This window comes from Pseudoalteromonas aliena, assembly GCF_038155085.1.
In the GTDB taxonomy this organism is placed as follows: Bacteria; Pseudomonadota; Gammaproteobacteria; order Enterobacterales; family Alteromonadaceae; genus Pseudoalteromonas; species Pseudoalteromonas aliena_A.
Genome location: NZ_JBAKAU010000001.1, coordinates 521,003 through 539,989, shown reverse-complemented (window position 1 = coordinate 539,989; position 18,987 = coordinate 521,003). Strand labels below are relative to the sequence as shown.

Genomic DNA, 18,987 nt, shown 5'->3' with positions numbered 1-18,987 from the left:
CACGGAAGCGTAACCGGTCGCCATCGTTTTTGTAGAAAACAAAAGGCGCAAAAACGCTATCATCCTACGCACCGGTTAACGAGGCGTTAGCTTTACAAGGAAAGTATGTCACATCCAATCTATTACGGTTCTATCGAAGAAGATTTATTGCTTCTTGAACAAATTGTTCATGGTAGTCGATCAATGATTGAGTATTATCAATCTACTTTAGACACTAAAAAAGAATGTGAATTAACACTTTCAGAATTTGAAGGTGAACTTATCGGCTATGAAGGGGTTTTGGAAGCAACGGTTAGTGACTACCTGATCAGGTGTGCTAGTCGGACACGAATCATTCAAGATACAAATGAATTCAAAGCCGATGATCCCGAATACTGTCCTGATAAAGAATCCTTCGAGCGATATTCAGATGTTGCAAAATGCCTAAATGGCAATGTTAAGCTTTCTATAAGGGAGTGTTGTAATAAAATTATCCATGCAAAAGCTGTAAGTTTAACATTCGTTGAGCTTGATAGTGGCATCGGTCAGTATTGGAACGGAGTTTGTTCGTTAAAAGGAGATATGTATGGAAAACCTTGGCACATTGAAATAGATATAAAAAAATGGGTATTAGCTATGAAATTTTATTACGCTGTAATCGCCGAGTTGTAAAGCTTACAAGAACTTCAAACGAAAAAATACAGTTGGCTGTTTTCACTCCGTTCAACATTTTAGCTAACTATATTTTTCCGCTTAAGTAGGCGTTAGATTTTCCACAGTTTTCATATAAATAGAGGTGTTGGTGAATAACATAAAGTTAATATCGTTAAAGATGGGGCAAGTCAATATTCACTTTAAAAATGGATTGAATTACATTTTGGGAGGTAATGCTTCTGGTAAGACAACTATTTTTAATTGTATTAGATATTCTCTTGGTTTAGATAAGTCTTTTACACATAATTCGTTTTCAAATATTGAATTAAACATTGCATTCAATGAACGAGAGATTTGTTGTTGTAGAGAAATCGGAAGTGCTCTTATAAGGGTTAATGAAAAAGAAAATATCAAAGAATTTAAAGCTCAAACTTTAGAGTGGGATAATTATCTTAAAGAGCTTCTTTCCCTTGAGTATATTTATCAAAGTAACAGTGAGTCGGCTTTAACAATATTAGATTTTTGTTTTTTATCTGAAATGAAGTCTACAAATAGACGTAAACAATGGGATGCTATTAATTCAATATGCGGAATTAATATGTCTATGCTTAGAGTGGTTGAAAACGATATTGCTAACCTCAGAAAAGAAGTAGCCCAAAACAAAAAATTCAAATCTATTATCGAAGATTTTTCTAATAAGTTACTTGCGAATTTGGATACTCATAAGCAAGCTAATATTCCACAAAGATGTGTAGAAGATACTAAGGGGAGTTTCTTTGATTCTTATAAAGAAAAAGAAAACTTACTTCTTAATGCGATTTTGAAGTTTGCTGAAATAAAACAAAATTCTAATCAAGAGTTAACTAGGAAAATTTCTGAAATTGAAAGAGTGTTCCTTAATATTAATAACCATGTAGGTTTTTATAGGGAAGAGTTTGAAGGTTTAGAAAACTTCATAAAAAATAAAAGTACTTCAATGTCATTCGGGGCTGAAACTTACTCTAGGTTTTTGATAACCCTATCTATTGCTATCATTTCCCAAGAAGAACTATTTAATTTCCCCAACTTTATAATTAGCGATAGTTATCTAGCTGTTAATGATAATCGTACTTATGCAGAAGCAGTAACGATCTTAAAAAGTTTAACCTCCAATAACGCAAACCTTCAGTATATTGAATTCACAAATAGGCGTGACGTTCCCACAGAACACGTTGTATTAGACTTATACACGCAGGGAGATATACATGTCTACTAACTATAAAAGAATGAGTCTTTCTGAAAAAGCTACGTTAATTATTTCTATCCTTAGTTTCTTAGTTGCTTTTATAGGTTTTGTTTTGAGTGATAGTATTTCGGATTTAAGCAAAACCGTAGAAATAACTTCAAGCAAAGAATCTACCAATCTAAATTCGTTGACAGGAAAAAAAGGATATATAGATACTTTAGTCCTTAGGAATATTGGAAACGAAACATCAAAAAATATTAAGATAATCGTAACTTTTCCACAAAACGCTCCAAAATATGAAGTGCTGAGTGATGAAGATGTGCTCAAGCAAGAATCAAATGGAAAGAAACTTCAAATTTCACTAGATAGGTTTTCAAATAACTCAAAGATAAAGTTAGTTATGTTTTCTGAAAATACTCTTTATTACCAAGTACATTATATAGATGATAATGGTAAAAATGAGGTTACTAAACATACTAGTTTCATTAAGCGCAGTTATTGGGATGTTCTTTCTATTTTCGTCGTTGTTATATCTATGGGTATTATTGCATGGATTTTCAGAAGAGCATCTGAAAATAATTTAGAAGAAGCTCTTGAAAATCATCAACGAGATTTCCAAGACAAGCTAAGAGAAATTAAAGATGAAATAGGGAATATAGAGATTACAGTTACTTCAACAAACGGTATGCCAGACGATACAGGATCTTCAGATGCGAAAGGTATCACGCAAAGATTAGTTGATTTTATGAAAATCTAACAAGGCATTTAAACGGAACAAAAACAGAAGAAAAAGGGTCACCCATTAGAAAGTTCCGGTCAAGCAGGCAGCTGTGTTTTCTTGATCTTTTTATTCAAAAACCAAGTGTTCTTATTATTTAAACTCAATTTAAATATGACTACGCACCTAGTAATGACGTCGATTGGTGTGAATATGCACCAGTCACCCATATGAATTTAGGCAGTTTAATTAAGCATTATTGATGATTAATTAAGGCCCTTGGCTTTCGCCTCAGTCATCGTTTAGTACCAATGTCAGTCCAGTTCTGGCTGTGTTTACACACTGCGCTATAACAAGTCTGTGGTTTATGCTTACACATAACCAACCCTGTGTGGCTCAAACATTGGGCATATCCAGTATTTAAAATATGAGCGGTTAACGTGCAGGCTCAATCAAATCTAATGGTTTTACCAACCCCATTACGAGCTCAACACGTTAACCTAATTTATTTAATAGGCCTAAGCAAACGCCTTGTGTTCATCGAATGGTACATTGTCTTTAAGCACGTGATAACACGCTCTTGCGAGCTTATGCGCAACTGTTTTAATCGCAACTACCTTGTTTGTTTTAGCCAGTTTTCGTTGATAATATTTTTTAACTGTTGGGCTATAACGAATTGCAAAATTAGCAGCTTCAGTAAAGGCCCACGCTAAATAACGATTACCATTCTTTTGATTCGTAGCGCCTTTTTTCTTTCCATTGCTGTACCTTGCCCCTTTAACACAGCGACAATACGATGAGAAGTTTCCTGGACTATCAAAACGTTTAATCGTGCCAGTTTCTAACATAATAGTCAGCGCTAAAGTATTCCCAATACCATCAATACTTGTTAGGTTTATAAACTCAGGGGAGAGTGATGTTTGTTTTAAAATAGCGCCCTCTATCGCATTAATTTGCTGTTGAGCACAGCGTATTAATGAGAGGTTAGAAATGACTGACAATGCAGTATTCATTGAGCTAAAATCTGCGTGTACCTGCTCAGTATCAACGCCTTTTCTGATAGCAGCCATTTGCTTTATTTTGTTGCTACTGAGCTTGTATCCAAGGTGTCGCATGTAACAACTTTGCACCGATAATAAGTTTTTAGTGGACTGTTGAACAATGTCCATTCGTTTACGCATTAAGTCGCGAACAGCCCTGAGTTTAAAATTAACAGTGACACCCATCCTAAATTTTGCTCTTTTCAAAATTTAGGACTACGTTTTAGTTAGTGCGAAAAGCGAGCAGAGTGTCTTATGGCAATTGCAAGAAAGCGTCAAGTAAGTTTGGTTGATACAAAATACTATCACTGTATTTCACGCTGTGTTCGTCGTGCATTTTTATGTGGAGAAGACCGTTTTACTGGTCAATCTTTTGAGCACCGGCGAGGGTGGGTTGAAGATAGGCTGCTTGAGTTAGCGAAGGTATTTTGTATTGATGTATGTGCTTATGCTGTCATGAGCAATCATACGCACTTAGTGTTGTATGTTGATGACAAAAAAGCGAATAGGCTGAATGATAAAGCGATTGTTATTCGCTGGCATAAACTCTGTAAAGGCACTGTACTTACGCAAAAATATGCACAAGGTGAAAAGCTAAGTAAAGTTGAACTCATCTTTTTCAATCAAACGGTTAAACAATATCGCGAACGTTTAGCAAGTATCAGCTGGTTTATGCGTTTGTTAAATGAAGACATTGCGCGCAGAGCAAATAAAGAAGATAACTGCACAGGACGATTCTGGGAGGGAAGGTTTAAATCGCAAGCATTACTAGATGAAGCAGCACTTGCAGCCTGTATGGCGTATGTCGATTTAAATCCCATTAGAGCTAAAATGGCTAACACACCAGAGGAATCAGACCATACCAGTGTACAAAATCGCTTAACATGCGCGGCAGAAGGTAAACAACCTAAGCTGTTACTACGTTTTGCAGGTATGCCACGTCAGATTATGCCTAAAGGGTTGCCGTTTGAGCTTAAATCGTACCTTGAACTTGTTGAGCTAACAGGGCGAATAATACGAGAGGATAAACGCGGGCATATTGATAATATGAACCTTCCTTTGTTAGAAAGACTTAATATATCCCCAGAAAACTGGTTAAAACTCACCACACAATTTACGCGCGTATTCCACGGTGCAGTAGGCAGGCCCACTTCACAAGCAAGTTACTGTGAAAATTTAAACCGCAAGCGGCGGATAAATATCAGTAATTGCGAAAAGCTACTCGCATAAACTTAAACTACTCAGTAAAACAATTCAATAATAAATCACAACTGCATTATGCAGTTGTTTTCATGCGTGTAATTTAGGCTTAATAGAGCTAATGACTCATTTAACGGATGAAATAAAGTAACCCAGTAATAAAAGATAAATTCTTAGCCTGAAGAGCGAATTTTTTGGCATATTATTGGAAAACTCTTAATTTTGGATAGTAGATGATAAAGGCCAGAGATCGCCTTTAAATAAGTTAGGTAATCTATCTATTAAGTAAGCTATAATAATCAGCATATTTTTCAGTTACCTAGGCATCAAAATTATGAATAAATTTTTTAAAGAACGGATAAAGGAAAAGATAGGGATCATGGTTGGAGTTGCCACTCTAATTTTTTCTATCATAGGTATTTTTTCTTTGAGTGAATATATCTCTATTTATGGGTCTGCTTTAATTTGTTTCGTTCTATTTGGAATGTACAAATATGCATAGTAAAAGATTAGTTGATGAATCATTTTTAGTATTAGAACCTTTGTACTCTGAAGAAAAAGTAGCTTATTTAAACAATAAATTCGATAATATTTTTTCTAAACAAGATAGTGCTAGGCGTTACGTAGATGCTTTAGATATGTACGAACTAGGGTTAATGGATGATATTTTCACTCCTAAATTGATGTCACTCATATACAATGTGATTCCTAATCCGGTACTTTATCACTGTCACTCTTATGAAATAGATGGGTTAAATTCAAGTCCTCATATTGCTAAAGATAACTTTTTAAACGGTTGGCACCGAGATATAGATTGTCTTCATAATCTTAATGATAACGCTATACAACATGTTAGTTTGTTTATTTATTTAACTGATGTGGGTAATGAAGACGGGGCATTCGAAGTATGTAATAAAAAGTTTGGATATTTTCCTGGGCTATTTCAAAGCTCAAACTTTTATAGAATAACGGGTAAAAAAGGTCATTCATTTTTGTTTAATAGAACTGCTGTTCATAGAGCAAGTCCAAATCGTAATGAAATTCAAAGAAGGGTTTTAAAAATATCGTTTCAGAGCAAAGATACGATAATGCCAGCTTGTGATCCAAGTATTAAGAGCCACGAAAAACGTATTAATATGCTTAAAGTTCAGCAGCTGGTCCCTAAAAAAAGTGTTTTATTAAGATCTTTACTTGGAGATAAAAATATAGGTGATGCCGAAATAAAGCAGGCGTTAGAAGAAAAAATAAATGGCGAATCTATTCAGGTTTTAAATACAAACGCTAAGTACAAAATAGAATGCAAAATGAACGTGCTTCAAGAGTTTAGGGGTTATGCAAAAGATTTAGTGTTTATAAAAAATTTAATTATTTACAAGATTTTCAGTCGAAAAACTAGGCGCTCGCTTTAAGCTAAACGCAAACCATTTATTTTTTAGTCAAGGTATACGAATCCTTTAATTGGCTGCACCTGTACTAATAATAATTAGGATAATCAATGTTGCATCTTATAATTAACTGCTGTGAAAGCGCGCTTAAATCTTTTGATGAGGATCACATTCTCGAACAAATTCACTTATTGTAATCGAGCAATGCTCTAAACATAAAACATCGGCGAATTCACATATTTAATATGCTATGCGCCGATGTTCATAACTTATTTAAGTAACTATCTTACTAATAAAGCATTAAGCCTTAGTCTTGTTTACGGTAAAGACCAAATAAGCATATCGCTAAAAGTAACGTTGCAATCATGCCTGAGGCGCCAGCAAAACCTGATGGCAAGAATCCATCACGCCCACAGGTAATTAAAATACCATTGGCTAACATTGCAACTGCACCTGCAAGGGCTGTAATACTACCAATGGTTTTGCCGCCTTTAGCGATAAATGATAGGCCAAATACAAGTGCTGCTAATCCTAATAATAATTTAGCTGCGTAGTAAATCATGAATGACAAAGAAACCACGCCACCAATTAAAGGTTGTGCGCCTTCTACTGTGCCCGCAACTTTTCCAAATGTAGAAAACAAAGTAAGGCCAATGCTCACTTGTACTATGTTAAGTACTGCGCTAAACGCGATAGCCGACCAGCCTAGTTGAGCGTTTTTTGCTTGCACCATAGCTGTGCCTGCAAAGGCAACAAGTAAAGTAAAAATCAGTGCTTCTAGCCCCCAAGAAACCTGCCTTGAAAAACTAATTTCAGCACTGTATAGGGCTGAATAAATACCCTGTGATATCGCCAATATCAACAATAGCGATGCTGTAATTAGGGTGGTGCGTTTATGTGTAAATTCCATTATGGACCTCTTTTGATTTTATATTTGACGCTTTCAACAGGTTTTGCGGATTTGAATGTATCAAACTGCTTAGTATTTGTATTAAATAGCGTTTATCGTTGTAGGTATAAGACAGGTAAAGTTACTTAATTATTTCACTTAAGCCTATAAAAATAATAATTAACAACAAATAGGCTAAAACTTTGGCTTTTTAAATCAAAATTAAATTGTAAAACTGTTTTGATTCAGCCGTTTATGCCTCTAAAAGCGTAGCGCCTCATACCCTCTTAGTAAATCAACATTTAATTACCAAGAGAGCATTAGTTTTGAGTATTTGGAAACGGTTTAATATTTAAAACGTTAAGATAAAAACGTAAAATGAGACCAGTCACTTAACGCTGTAATAGTTTGTTCTGTGGGAGGGGCAACGTAGATTAAACCTGCGATGGTAATAATTGAAGCCAACGTAATTAATTTATTATCGAAATCGGCTATTTTTAGCGCAGTGCCGAAAGAGCGTTTAATGGTGACATTACTTAAATCTACACTGTAAATTTCATCAAGTAATAAATGAACTAACCCGCCAAGTAAAATAAACCCACCCGTTAACCAGGCAAAGACTGCTGATTGTGTAGTTGATTGGTCATTCAGCCGCCATGTTACTTGAGTAGCTAAAAGCGCGCATAACAGTATAAACAGTAAAGAGTGACAACTGCCTCTATGTACTGTGACCAATTCAAAAATGGGTCTAATAATATATTTCATAAGTCCGTAAACCAATAGCGGCACTACTATTAACTCTATAAAGCTAATTTCAATAATGAGCTCGGTGGTGATGTAATGCAGTACCAGTAATACAGCGCTGAGTGCAAATAAGTTAAAAATAGTATCGAGTGATGTGGAGTTATCTGAATCTATGTCGGGTAATAAGCCGCCAATTGAGCCTAAAAACCATAACCAAAGCGCGCCGTTTAAATCAATATGGCCTGCAGATAATAAAGTGGCTGAACCTAAACCGGTGACGATGACTGCAGTATTAAGATGAGTATTGAAATTTGCCATTGTATCTCTTGATAGAAAAATAGGTTGGCATTCTAGCAATCAAAAACTTAATAGTTCAATGTACTTTAGAGGTTGGGCTTAAAATATGTTTTTATTACTTTAATTAATCGTGGTTTATTACATCAGCTTAATGTTTGCATTGGCAAACTAATAACTTTGGCTATTTATTACTACTAGCTATGTATTTAAAAACTTTAAATGGTAAAGTGCATTAGCTGCGTATGGCTATTTAAGTACTTATTGAACTACTTTACTACTTATACCTTTTACTTTTTAAACTCATCGTAAAATGCAATTTGCCCTCGGCCAGTTTCTTTAATGTGGTATAGCATGTTGTCTGCGTTTAGCATTAACGTAACTAGTTCGTTGCCATCATTTGGGGACACAGCAATACCTATGCTTGCACCTACTGCACATGTTTTATGTTGCGCAATATTAATATCGTGTTTTAACTCATTGAGTAAGGCGTTCGCTTTTTGTTGTGTTGCCGTTTTATCGTAGGTTTTAATTTGCTGCGCAACAATAAATTCGTCACCGCCTAGGCGGATACATATGTCGTTTTTTTCATGAAAAAGTGTTTTAAATCTATGTGCTATTTCAATTAGAACTTTGTCGCCGGCTTCGTGGCCATAAGTGTCGTTAATGGGTTTAAACTTATCTAAATCAATCATCATAAGGACTAAATGTTCATTATGTTTAATGCATTCACGCAGTGCTTTTTTAAGGCGTTTTTCGCCTGCGCGTCGGTTTAGTAGGCCGGTGAGCGGGTCGTGATCGGCTTCAAAGCGGGTTTGAAATTCACGTTCGGCGCGCTCGGTTACATCGTGTAAAATTACTTCTACTAGTTGCTCTTGTTGTGAGTTTCGGTTGGTTTCTCTTTGGTCTGTTAATCTTACAAATAAGCAATGAAACCATACCGTTTTATAGCCAACTTTACACTCTACATCTAAGGTGGTTTGTGGTGGGTTTTTAGCAGAGCGAATATCGTCTAGTAGGCTTTGTAATTCGTCTACATTGCTTAGTAACTCAGGAAAATGCAAGGTTGGTAACTCTTTTTCACCAGGAACGGTAAAGTAATGTTTAAATGCAGGGTTAAAGGTGGTGATAATATTTTTGCTATCGAGTAAACAAATACCTGCGCTGGCTTGTTCAAAAATAAGTCTAAATTTAGCTTCTAGCTCTTGAGTTTTTTTACGCAGTGTTTGTTCATTACTAATAGTTAAATGTAGCTCGTGCATTAAGGCATTTATACCGTGCGTTAAACGGCTTATTTCGTCCCGCTTGCCTTGCTTAAAGGTTAGCATGTTAAGGGTTTCTGGCTCGCTTGGGTTTATTTTAGCAAAGCTGTCGGTCAGTTTTTGAATAGGTTGTGTAAGCCAACGCTGAACTACCAGCGATACAAAAAATGCGATAACAATGGATTGAATCAGCATTAAGATGAATTCTTTTTTAAGCGCTGCCTGTGCTTGTTGCTGTAAAAATTTATCGTTGGGGTATATTGATAACGCACCTATATAGGTGTCATCTAAAAAAGGGTGCACAAGCTTAACTAAAACCGCTTCTTTTTGTTTATTAATAGTGCCATTGGCAATAAATAGTGCAATGTCGCCTTTTGCGTTTGCTTCACCTTCTAGGCTTGCGCCTTGTACTAGATCGTTACTTAGTAGGCCGTTGATTATTTCTTGGCTTAATTCTTTATCATTTAAATAAGCAGCTATGGCGGCTGTTTTTTCCATTGTTTGCGCTAATTGTTGAACGAGTAAGTAGTTGGTGTTTTTCTTTTCTTTAAAGCCTGAATAATATGACAGCGTTGACGAGACTAAAGATACAACAATAGCAACTAACGCAATTGATATAGCGACGCGTATATAGAGTTTTTGGCTAATAATTTTAATCAAATGTGTATACCACTTTTACTGCATCTGTAACTTGCGATAGCGGTATGTAGCCAATTGCAAATTGTGATGATGCAATTTTATTTATTGCGTCTTCTACCGATGTTGAAGGCGTGGGTGGCTTTGCGCGCCCTGAAAATAAAAGCCTTGCCCAATACGCATTTATTTTTTGCTCGTCTTTATTAACCAGTTTTAAGTAAAAGTCGTTTTTTAATGTTGATTGCGCGGGCAAATCAAGCGGTTTTGAGGTCTCACCATCAGGGAAGGTTAAATAGCGGCCCATGTAAATATCAATAATTTCTCGTTTTGATAATGTGTTAATTGCATTGCTTTTATTTACCACTACAACAAACTCTGTCGATTTAGCATAAAAGCTCACAACAAGCAGGCATAAGGGCAGCAATGCGTTTATAAATAGGGTGCGAGGGCCTATCATTAAAACACCATACTAGCATTTAGACTAAGTATATGTACTTTGTGACCCTCATCAACATCGGAAGGGTTACTAAGACTCCATAAGCCGGCGCCTTGAGGCTTTATATCAAAGCGGTCTAACTGGGCTTTTAATGCTACGCGCTCAGACAGTTGCCATTTTACACCTACGTTAATTGAGTGCTGGTGAACATTGGTAATTTTAAAAGCAGACTGACTGGCAACTGCGAGCTGTTGTATTGGCACTGTAAATTGTTCGGGAGTACTCGGCGCAAAAGTAGGGAAGTCTACTTTTATAACATCATGGCGGTGTTTAGCCGCTGAGAAACCGGTGTAAAATATTGCATTATCTACTCGGTAACCTGCACTAATGTAGCCACTAAGAACTGACGGAGCAACTATCCAATCGGATTCTGAAATACCCACCTCAGATTGGATTAGCCAATTATTGTGATCGTAAGTAAGCCCAAACGCAGCGTATTCTATACTGTTGTCTTTGGTGTTAAATTTGCCTGATATTTTTTGTGCTTGCGGCCACAAACTTTGTGGTATGGCATCCAGTGCGGCTAAATACTCATCTAAAACAGTTGACTTATAATCTCCAAAGTCTGATTTTGATAATGAAAAACGCATAGTCCATGCATCTAAAGAGTAGGTTGCGCTAAAAGTTGTTAAGTTTTCAAAATCAATAAAGAAGTCATCATTATAGGCTTGTAGCTTGGCTGTTGTACTCCCATAAGCAAGTTTAAAACGTAAAAAACCGTCGTTAATGGCTTTGCTGTATTCAACATCTACACCATCAAAGTTTCCTGCAATGTTTGCAAACGAGTAGTATGAATGCGGCGGGCGTACCCATAAATAGGCATATCCTACGTAAGGGTATTCAGATAGTAAATAAAGATCGCTATTTAATCTACCTGCACGAACAGCCCAATGGCGCGAGGGGCGATAACGCACAAAGGCGAGCTCTAAAAAGTTATCAAAACTTTTAAAGGCATGATCTTGAAAGACTACTTGAACCACAGAGTCCCAATTTTTGGCCAATGATATATTAGCCTGCCCACCTAAAATTGAATCTCGTTTTGCTGAAAAACCAGATTCGTTGACATTTGAGTAACTCGATGCAAAGCCAATATCTGAATCGTCCGTGTAGCTGAGTGTTAAGGATGCAAAACCGCTAAATTGTACGTCTATGTCGTTTGCATAGGTTTTATTAGCAGCAGAGATTGCCAATATTGCTATGGCAATTGTACCTCGGAACAACATGTTAGCCCGTATTTTTATAATGTAGATAATAAAAAGATAGCACAATTTATTAAATTACCAACTTCATCAACATGGTCTTTAACTAAACCCGTAAGAATGATGAATTTAAGAAAATTACATTATTTAGCATTAGCGCAAAATTTTGATTGTTTAACGATAAATTATTTATAAAACGTAATTGATACCAGTAGTTAAGTAAATACAAATTAGTTAGCTGTATATATAAAATGCGCAGTAAACCAATCTACAATAGCCTTTGTAAATTACAGATAGAACTTTATATCGTTTGTTAATGATTCGAACGTTATATTGTTGCATTTAAATATTGATATAGTATAACATTCGCCGCATTCTAATTCATGAAAGAGCTTGAATGTGACAACACACCAACCGGTTAACCACACATCTAATAATGATTCTACAATTGCAGAACAATCAAATAATCAAAAAAATGACAATAATAGTGCGAATTATAAAGCCATTATTGAAGTGGACTCGCTTAGTTTTAGTATTAAAAACAACGCTATATTAAAAAACTTAAGCTTTAATGTGGACTCAGGCGAAATTTACGCATTACTTGGCGGTAATGGCGCGGGTAAATCAACCACGTTAAAAACGTTACTTGGCTTTAATAAACCAACGCAGGGCTCGGTACGAGTAGCTGGCAAAGAGGTGAGTAAAGCACTTGACTTTGTTCGTGGTAAAACGGCGTACTTACCAGAGTCTGCAACGTTGTACCCGCATTTAACAGCACGCGAAAACGTAGAATATTTTTTATCACTTGCTGATATTAATAAAACAGACGAGCAGATTAACGCCGCGTTTAACCGTGTTGCTTTGCAAAAAGGGGCGTGGGAGCGCCCTATGCAAACATACTCTAAAGGCATGAGGCAAAAAACCGCGATTGCATTAGCTATTTTACGTGAAGCACCGATATTTTTACTTGATGAGCCTACATCAGGCCTCGATCCTGTTGCCATTGATGAGTTTAACCAGTTAGTACGTGAGCTTGCATTATCAGGCGCGACTATTTTAATGGTTACACACGATGTTTATGGCGCCTGCCAAGTAGCAAACCGAATTGGTTTACTAAGAGCGGGTGAGCTGGTGGGCGAATTTGAGGCGCCCGAAAACGGCCGTATAGATACCGAACAAGTGCATGCAGCCTTTGCGCAAAGAGGCGCGTAATGAGCATACATAACTTTTCAAAAGTGGTTATAGTCGCCAAAGATGAATGGCGCTATTGGCTACGCTCAAAACTAGCAATGACTGTGCTGGCTATTGGTTTATTGCTAACGCTTTCATCGGTAGTGGTTACCGCCATTACGATGCATGAACTTAGCCATGCTCGCCATGAACTTCAATCAAATGCTGAGCAAAGCTTTGTTGATCAGCCTGATCGTCACCCGCACAGAATGGTGCACTATGGGCACTATGCATTTAGAACGCCATCGCCACTGAGCACGCTCGACCCAGGTATTGACGCTTACACAGGTAACTCAATATTTTTAGAAGGACATAGGCAAAATAGTGCAATGTTTGCCGATCAACGACAAGGTACAGCACTTACCAAATTAGGTAGTTTAACGCCTGCTTTTATTGTGCAAACATTAGCGCCGTTACTTCTTATATTAATTGGTTACAGCTCTATTAGTCGTGAGCGCGAATCGCAAACGCTTTCATACTTATTAGCGCAAGGCACATCGGGTATTACATTAATAGTCGGTAAAGGTTTAGCGCTACTTTCTGTTGTGGGCTTAATTATTGCGCCACTCGCAGTATCGGCTTTATTTACGGTATCTTCGGGCGAAAGCTTGCTAGCAGTTACAAGCTTTGTTATAGGTTACGCTTTATATTTAACCGTGTGGGTATTACTCATTTTATTAGCATCGAGTGTGTTTAGTAAAAATAGTGGTAGCTTTACGGCACTTGCGTTTATGTGGATTTTACTGTGTATTGTTATGCCGCGTGTTGCAAGTACGAGTGCATCAACAGCTGTACCATCAACGGGCAAAATAGAAACCGACTTTGCAGTTAAAGCTGAGCTTAGAAAACTAGGCGATGGCCACAACACGAACGATCCTGCATTTAAGCAATTTAAACAATCACTCCTTGAAAAGTACAACGTAAATAGCATTGATGAGCTGCCAGTAAACTTTAGAGGGTTAGTGGCAAGTGAGTCAGAGGCAAAACAAACCGATGTACTAAACCAATTTGCCGAACAGCGTATGCAAGCTGAGCTTAAACAAACACAAGTGTCGCGTTATTTTGGTTGGCTTTCACCTATGGTGGCTATTCGCTCGCTCTCTATGATTGTGGTGGGTACAAGTATAGAAACACACCATCGCTTTTTACGCGAAACCGAGCAACTACGTTTTGATTTTGTGCAAGGGCTTAATAAAGTTCACATTGAAAAACTTAACTACCAAGACGACATGAACCGCAATGCCAATGCCGCAGCGACTCAAAAAGCACGCGTAAGCGCTGATAATTGGCAAATTCTTCAAGAGTTTAACTTTACTGTAGATAGCGCAAATATTCGCGCACAAAGAAGTGTACCTGCTTTTTTACAATTATTGCTGTGGATAGCAGTGCTAGTAGGCGGTATTAAATTTGTAGGGAAGCGTTTGTCATGAACTATTTAATTAAGCAATTTACGCGTGAATGGGGCTTTTTATTGCGCCAAAAATACGTAGTGGTGTTACTGCTTTGTAGCCTTGTTTTATCTGGTTTTGCTATTTACAGCGGGCTAAGCGAAGTAAGCGAACAGCAGCAAACTATTGAGCGTTTAAAAGTAGCAGATCAAAGCGACCGCGCTAACGTGCAACAAAAGCAAAACGATGCGGGCATGCTAGCGTATTACAGCTTTCATTTAACGTATTCTCAGCCATCTAACCTTGCATTTGCTGCATTAGGTGAGCGCGATATTTTCCCGTGGAAGCACCGCATTAATTTGTTGGCGCTGGAGGGGCAAATTTACGAAAGCGATGCACAAAATGCTGAGCTAGCTCAAGCCGGAAAAATAGGCTTTGTGTTTGTAATTAGTGCGCTAGCGCCACTGATTATTATTTTGCTGTTTCATGATTTATTTGCAAGCGAGCGCACAAGCGGCAGGCATGATCTATTAGTCACTACAGCTAAGTCTTACTTTGCTTTATGGGGCGTACGTATAACCGTGAGATTTGTAGCGGTAATAGTGTGCTTAATGCTGCCATTTTTTGTGGGTGCTTTTATAGCAGGAGCAAGCGCCTTTGAAGTGGCGTATGTATCGCTTTTATGTATTGCATACCTTGCATTTTGGGCGGTGCTTAGTGTGTGGCTAGGTAAAAATGCAACCAGTGCGCCGCGTGTTGCTTCAAGCTTAATTGGTTTGTGGGTGTTATTTGCTTTTATTATTCCTATTTTAGGCGACCTTGCTATTAATAAAGCGGTGCACTCTCCTAATGGTGGCGACATTGTGCTTACCCAGCGTGAAGCGGTAAACGGAGCGTGGGATTTACCTAAATCAACCACCATGAATGCTTTTATTAAAGAGTACCCAGCACTTGCGTCTTACGTTGATATGAGCAGTGAATTTGAATGGAAATGGTATTACGCATTTCAGCAAATGGGGGACTTGAAAGCGGCAGAACTTTCACAAGCCTACCGCGATGCAGCCGCTAAAAAATATGAGCTAGCGGGCACTGTATCTTGGTTGTCGCCACCGCTTTTATTACAACGTAGCCTAACGCGTGTAGCTAATACCGACTCGGTGGCCGCTTATAACTACGAGCAGCAAATTAGAGATTACCATCAACAATTACGCGAGTTTTATTATCCGTGGTTATTTTACAAAGGCGACCCAACTAAAGCAGCCCTTGAAAACATGCCACGCTTTGAAAGCACCACGCAAACTAGCAAATAAAAATACAGCGCTAAACATAGCTGTTTAGCGCAATAACATATTTAAAACACAACTATAAAATACGTACATTACTCACAAGGTAAAACATGAAAACCAATACAAAAGGGCATAAGCTCACCTATTTAAGTGCTTGTTTAGTAAGTTTGTTTAGCAGTCAGATTATGGCCGCTGAGCAAAAGCAGCAAGTTAAAAGCGTAACGGATGACGCAATTGAAAAAGTAACTGTTGTTGCAACTCGGCAAGCTTACCAAGGTAACTTTAGCCCTTTAGAAACACCGCAATCGGAGCTTAAAATAGATTTAGAAGCCCTCGAAAACGCTGGTGCAGTAAGCCTTGATCAAGCACTTGATTTATCAGCCTCTGTTGCGCGCCAAAATAACTTTGGTGGGCTTTGGAATAGCTTTGCATTACGTGGTTTTGTAGGTGATGAAAACCTACCTAGTAACTACTTAGTAAATGGCTTTAATGCTGGGCGTGGTTTTGGTGGCTCGCGTGACTTATCTGGTATTGAATCGGTTGAGGTTTTAAAAGGCCCACGCGCGGCGTTATTTGGCCGTGGTGAACCAGGTGGTACAGTAAACTTAGTTACTAAACGCCCAACGTTCGATACCGCAGGTGAAATTAAGCTTACTGTAGGTAGTTTTGATACTTATCGCGCCGATGTTGATTACACAACGCCGCTTAACGACGACGTAGCAATTAGACTGGTTGGTTTTTACGAAGACGCCGAAAGCTTTAGAGATACCATAGAAACCACTAAGCAAGGCTTTAGCCCATCAATAGTGTGGAATATAAACGACAGCAGCCAGCTAATATATGAGCTTGAATACTCCGATCAAGAAGTCCCATTTGATAGAGGCGTTTTAGCTATAGATGGCGAACTTGGTTTAATTCCTGAAAGTCGCTTTTTAGGTGAGCCGGGCGACGGCCCAATTGAAGCCGATGTACTAGGGCATCAGTTAGAGTACATTCATGACTTTGATGATAACTGGAGCATTTTATTTGGTGCAAACTATCGTGATACCTCTATGGAGGGCTTTGCAACCGAAACCGGCTTTGATGGCGTGATTGACGGTGAAGTAAATCGCTTTAGACGCTACCGCGATTTTGATGCAAAATACCAAGTATTTAGAACTGAGGTAAGTGGTAATCTTGAGCTGGGCGGGTTTGAGCACCGTTTAATTATGGGTGTTGATGCCGATAAATTTGAAAACGATCAAGTAATTTTACGTGTACGTGGTGATCAATATATTAATGTATTTAACCCTGTTTACGGCGCGTACGAATTACCAACGCCAACAGCTAATACTGACCGAGTAGAAATTCAAGAGTCGGTAGGGGTATTCATTCAAGACCAAATAAGCATTACCGATAAGTTAGATATTCGCATTGGTGCACGTTTTGATGATTATGAGCAGCGCTTAAATAACCGCTTAGCCAACACCAACACTAAACAAACTGAGTCACGTGTGAGTCCGCAGTTTGGTGTGGTGTATGAAGCAAGCGATTATGTATCTGTTTATGGAGCTTATGGCGAAAACTTCCGTCCGCTTTCGGGCGCTGATGCTAATGGTGATGGTTTTGAGCCAAACCAGTCTACATCTGCTGAGGTGGGTGTTAAATTTACGCTAAACGATGGCGCCTTATTTGGTACTGTTGCTGTGTTTAAAGTAGAGCAAGACAACATGCTTGTTGTAGACGATGCAACTGCGTTTACTTACGCAGCTATTGGTGAAGCACAAAGTAAAGGAATAGAGATTGATATTACAGGTGAGCTTACTGATACATTAGAAGTGTGGGCGTCGTATGCTTATACTGATGCAACAATCGAAAACTCATTTTTTGATGCCAACTTTGGTTACACAGTAGAGGCGGGTAGCTCGTTATTAAACATACCAGAGCAACAGCTTAGCTTGCAATTGGTTAAATCGGCCGCTTTATACGGTAAAGCTATAAAATTTGGTGGTGGTTTAATACATGTTGGTAAGCGTAATGGTTTTTTTGGTACCGACTTTGAACTACCAAGTTACACAACCGCGCGTGCTTTTGTAAATTACGATGTAACAGACGCGATTGATATTACGGCTGAGGTAAATAACGTGTTTGATGAAACGTATTACACAAACTCGTTTGCTGATGCATGGGTACAACCTGGTACACCTAGAAACGTTAAGTTTTCTGCATCATATAAATTTTAAACTGTTAATCTAAAACTCAAAAAGGCTGCTTAAATTAGGCAGCCTTTTGTTTTTAAAACCTCTAAAATACGTACTTAAAACGGTGCATAGCCATCATTTGGCTTGTTAGGGTTACTCCAGCGCTGTTTAGCATCAACAGGAATGCGTGGTGCACCTTGTGCTGGTAATCGACCGCGCTCCCCATACAACCACAAGACAAAGTTAGTTCGCTCGCCACTGGTAATAGGTTTGGCTGCCTGTGCAATATTGCCTCGATGTAACATGGCAGTACCCGGCTGAAAGGTAAGTGATTTTATGTCGCCTGTGTACGGGTCTTCTGACCCTGTAAACTCTTCGCCTGGTAAGTTTAAGTTAATGTTAAGCGTTACAGCTGATGCGTCGGTATGTGGTCGAATTGACGAATCTGTATTTGGCTCATAATAAATTGAAAAACCAAATGTTTGAGTATCAAACCCCATAACCTCAGGGAACAGCATACGCGAAATAGGGCGCATATAAGTGTTTAGTATTTCGTTATAGAATGCTTGAAAGCTTGGCGCGGCTAAATAACCTTCTGAGCGGCTATCAAGCATGGCGCCACGGCGATTTAACACTATGCCGTACGGCGGGCGCATAGGAATTTGCGAATTCCATACTTGTTCTAAATATCCGCGTAATACTGCGAGGCGCTGAGGATCAAAAAATTGAAATTGAAACACATCAGGGGCTACTTCGTGTAATAACGCTTTTACGGCAAGCTCTTTGGATGGATCGTCCCATGCTTGCTTTACTGCTTCACGCAGGTTTTTATCAAGTAGTGTGTCGTCAAGCGTGAACGTTGAGCTATCTATTGATGTTGCTTCCCATTCGCTCCACGCGTTTGTAATTAGGTCGGTGTTGTTTATCCAAAAGTCTTGTACTGCTGGTTCACGGTAAAGCATGGCTTGTCGTGTTGGTAGCTCTAGAGCACGCGCTAGTTGTAATTGGTTGTTAAATATTTTGTGTAACTCCAGTTGTTGAATTTTGTTTATATCAATCTAGGAGTGCAATTTATTACATTTGATTTAGTAGATAAACAGCCTGCTTTAGGAAACAGAATATACTATTTATTGATAATGAAGGTTTGTATACTTATTTAAAGCAGAGATAGCTAGTTTTGTA

General features: G+C 38.2%; 16 protein-coding genes. 9 read left to right on the top strand and 7 right to left on the bottom strand.

Annotated elements, in window-relative coordinates:
* The first annotated feature begins 105 nt into the window (after positions 1–105).
* The 3 genes from V6260_RS02455 to V6260_RS02445 all read left to right on the top strand — a co-directional run bounded on the left by V6260_RS02455 (position 106) and on the right by V6260_RS02445 (position 2,615).
* Positions 106–651, top strand: coding sequence for a hypothetical protein (locus V6260_RS02455; protein ID WP_341592511.1), 546 nt, complete (start codon positions 106–108; stop codon positions 649–651).
* Between the two features lie 130 nt (positions 652–781).
* On the top strand, positions 782–1,888 hold the full coding sequence (locus V6260_RS02450) for an ATP-binding protein (RefSeq protein ID WP_341592510.1): 1,107 nt from the start codon (positions 782–784) through the stop codon (positions 1,886–1,888).
* The gene (locus V6260_RS02445) at positions 1,878–2,615 is read left to right on the top strand and encodes a hypothetical protein (RefSeq protein ID WP_341592509.1); all 738 of its coding nucleotides are present in this window, start codon (positions 1,878–1,880) and stop codon (positions 2,613–2,615) included. Before V6260_RS02450 ends, V6260_RS02445 begins: the two co-directional genes overlap by 11 nt.
* A gap of 479 nt (positions 2,616–3,094) precedes the next feature.
* On the opposite strand, the gene V6260_RS02440 is transcribed toward V6260_RS02445, so the two are convergent.
* Positions 3,095–3,757, bottom strand: coding sequence for a transposase (locus V6260_RS02440; RefSeq protein WP_341592508.1), 663 nt, complete (start codon positions 3,755–3,757; stop codon positions 3,095–3,097).
* A 114-nt stretch (positions 3,758–3,871) separates the two neighbouring features.
* Here V6260_RS02440 and V6260_RS02435 point away from each other — a divergent pair, with 114 nt between their 5' ends.
* Positions 3,872–4,846 carry a transposase gene (locus V6260_RS02435; RefSeq protein ID WP_341592507.1) on the top strand — a complete coding sequence of 325 codons (975 nt, stop codon included), beginning with the start codon at positions 3,872–3,874 and terminating at the stop codon, positions 4,844–4,846.
* 464 nt (positions 4,847–5,310) lie between these two features.
* The gene (locus V6260_RS02430) at positions 5,311–6,225 is read left to right on the top strand and encodes a phytanoyl-CoA dioxygenase family protein (RefSeq protein ID WP_341592506.1); all 915 of its coding nucleotides are present in this window, start codon (positions 5,311–5,313) and stop codon (positions 6,223–6,225) included.
* A gap of 283 nt (positions 6,226–6,508) precedes the next feature.
* Here the strand turns inward: V6260_RS02430 and V6260_RS02425 are convergent, their stop codons facing one another.
* From V6260_RS02425 to V6260_RS02405, 5 genes are all read right to left on the bottom strand, one after another.
* Positions 6,509–7,111: a thiamine biosynthesis protein ThiC gene (locus V6260_RS02425; RefSeq protein WP_341592505.1), complete on the bottom strand. Its 603-nt coding sequence runs from the start codon at positions 7,109–7,111 to the stop codon at positions 6,509–6,511.
* A 339-nt stretch (positions 7,112–7,450) separates the two neighbouring features.
* Positions 7,451–8,152 (bottom strand): metal-dependent hydrolase, encoded by a 702-nt coding sequence (locus tag V6260_RS02420; RefSeq protein WP_341592504.1) that lies wholly within the window; start codon positions 8,150–8,152, stop codon positions 7,451–7,453.
* 266 nt (positions 8,153–8,418) lie between these two features.
* Positions 8,419–10,050, bottom strand: a complete 1,632-nt coding sequence (locus tag V6260_RS02415) for a diguanylate cyclase domain-containing protein (protein WP_341592503.1) — start codon at positions 10,048–10,050, stop codon at positions 8,419–8,421.
* Positions 10,043–10,483 carry a hypothetical protein gene (locus tag V6260_RS02410; protein WP_341592502.1) on the bottom strand — a complete coding sequence of 147 codons (441 nt, stop codon included), beginning with the start codon at positions 10,481–10,483 and terminating at the stop codon, positions 10,043–10,045. The genes V6260_RS02415 and V6260_RS02410 overlap by 8 nt, the downstream gene beginning before the upstream one ends.
* Positions 10,483–11,745 (bottom strand): hypothetical protein, encoded by a 1,263-nt coding sequence (locus V6260_RS02405; protein ID WP_341592501.1) that lies wholly within the window; start codon positions 11,743–11,745, stop codon positions 10,483–10,485. Before V6260_RS02405 ends, V6260_RS02410 begins: the two co-directional genes overlap by 1 nt.
* Before the next feature lie 423 nt (positions 11,746–12,168).
* Here V6260_RS02405 and V6260_RS02400 point away from each other — a divergent pair, with 423 nt between their 5' ends.
* The 4 genes from V6260_RS02400 to V6260_RS02385 all read left to right on the top strand — a co-directional run bounded on the left by V6260_RS02400 (position 12,169) and on the right by V6260_RS02385 (position 17,847).
* Positions 12,169–12,933, top strand: coding sequence for an ATP-binding cassette domain-containing protein (locus tag V6260_RS02400; protein WP_341592581.1), 765 nt, complete (start codon positions 12,169–12,171; stop codon positions 12,931–12,933).
* Positions 12,933–14,381, top strand: coding sequence for an ABC transporter permease (locus V6260_RS02395; RefSeq protein WP_341592500.1), 1,449 nt, complete (start codon positions 12,933–12,935; stop codon positions 14,379–14,381). The genes V6260_RS02400 and V6260_RS02395 overlap by 1 nt, the downstream gene beginning before the upstream one ends.
* A complete protein-coding gene (locus V6260_RS02390; RefSeq protein ID WP_341592499.1) occupies positions 14,378–15,649 on the top strand; it encodes a DUF3526 domain-containing protein in 1,272 nt (423 codons plus the stop codon). Before V6260_RS02395 ends, V6260_RS02390 begins: the two co-directional genes overlap by 4 nt.
* An 86-nt stretch (positions 15,650–15,735) precedes the next feature.
* Positions 15,736–17,847, top strand: coding sequence for a TonB-dependent siderophore receptor (locus V6260_RS02385; protein ID WP_341592498.1), 2,112 nt, complete (start codon positions 15,736–15,738; stop codon positions 17,845–17,847).
* Positions 17,848–17,921: 74 nt separating this feature from the next.
* On the opposite strand, the gene V6260_RS02380 is transcribed toward V6260_RS02385, so the two are convergent.
* Complete coding sequence (locus tag V6260_RS02380) at positions 17,922–18,824, bottom strand: 2OG-Fe(II) oxygenase (protein WP_341592580.1); 903 nt, start codon at positions 18,822–18,824, stop codon at positions 17,922–17,924.
* Positions 18,825–18,987: the final 163 nt, after the last annotated feature.

Excerpts from the sequence above, each read along its gene's own strand:
- V6260_RS02425 (WP_341592505.1), bottom strand. The coding sequence starts at position 7,111 with ATGGAATTTACACATAAACGCACCACCCTAATTACAGCATCGCTATTG.
- V6260_RS02430 (WP_341592506.1), top strand. The coding sequence starts at position 5,311 with ATGCATAGTAAAAGATTAGTTGATGAATCATTTTTAGTATTAGAACCT.
- V6260_RS02390 (WP_341592499.1), top strand. The coding sequence starts at position 14,378 with ATGAACTATTTAATTAAGCAATTTACGCGTGAATGGGGCTTTTTATTG.
- V6260_RS02410 (WP_341592502.1), bottom strand. The coding sequence starts at position 10,483 with ATGATAGGCCCTCGCACCCTATTTATAAACGCATTGCTGCCCTTATGC.
- V6260_RS02455 (WP_341592511.1), top strand. The coding sequence starts at position 106 with ATGTCACATCCAATCTATTACGGTTCTATCGAAGAAGATTTATTGCTT.
- V6260_RS02395 (WP_341592500.1), top strand. The coding sequence starts at position 12,933 with ATGAGCATACATAACTTTTCAAAAGTGGTTATAGTCGCCAAAGATGAA.
- V6260_RS02385 (WP_341592498.1), top strand. The coding sequence starts at position 15,736 with ATGAAAACCAATACAAAAGGGCATAAGCTCACCTATTTAAGTGCTTGT.
- V6260_RS02420 (WP_341592504.1), bottom strand. The coding sequence starts at position 8,152 with ATGGCAAATTTCAATACTCATCTTAATACTGCAGTCATCGTCACCGGT.
- V6260_RS02440 (WP_341592508.1), bottom strand. The coding sequence starts at position 3,757 with ATGCGTAAACGAATGGACATTGTTCAACAGTCCACTAAAAACTTATTA.
- V6260_RS02405 (WP_341592501.1), bottom strand. The coding sequence starts at position 11,745 with ATGTTGTTCCGAGGTACAATTGCCATAGCAATATTGGCAATCTCTGCT.
- V6260_RS02435 (WP_341592507.1), top strand. The coding sequence starts at position 3,872 with ATGGCAATTGCAAGAAAGCGTCAAGTAAGTTTGGTTGATACAAAATAC.
- V6260_RS02445 (WP_341592509.1), top strand. The coding sequence starts at position 1,878 with ATGTCTACTAACTATAAAAGAATGAGTCTTTCTGAAAAAGCTACGTTA.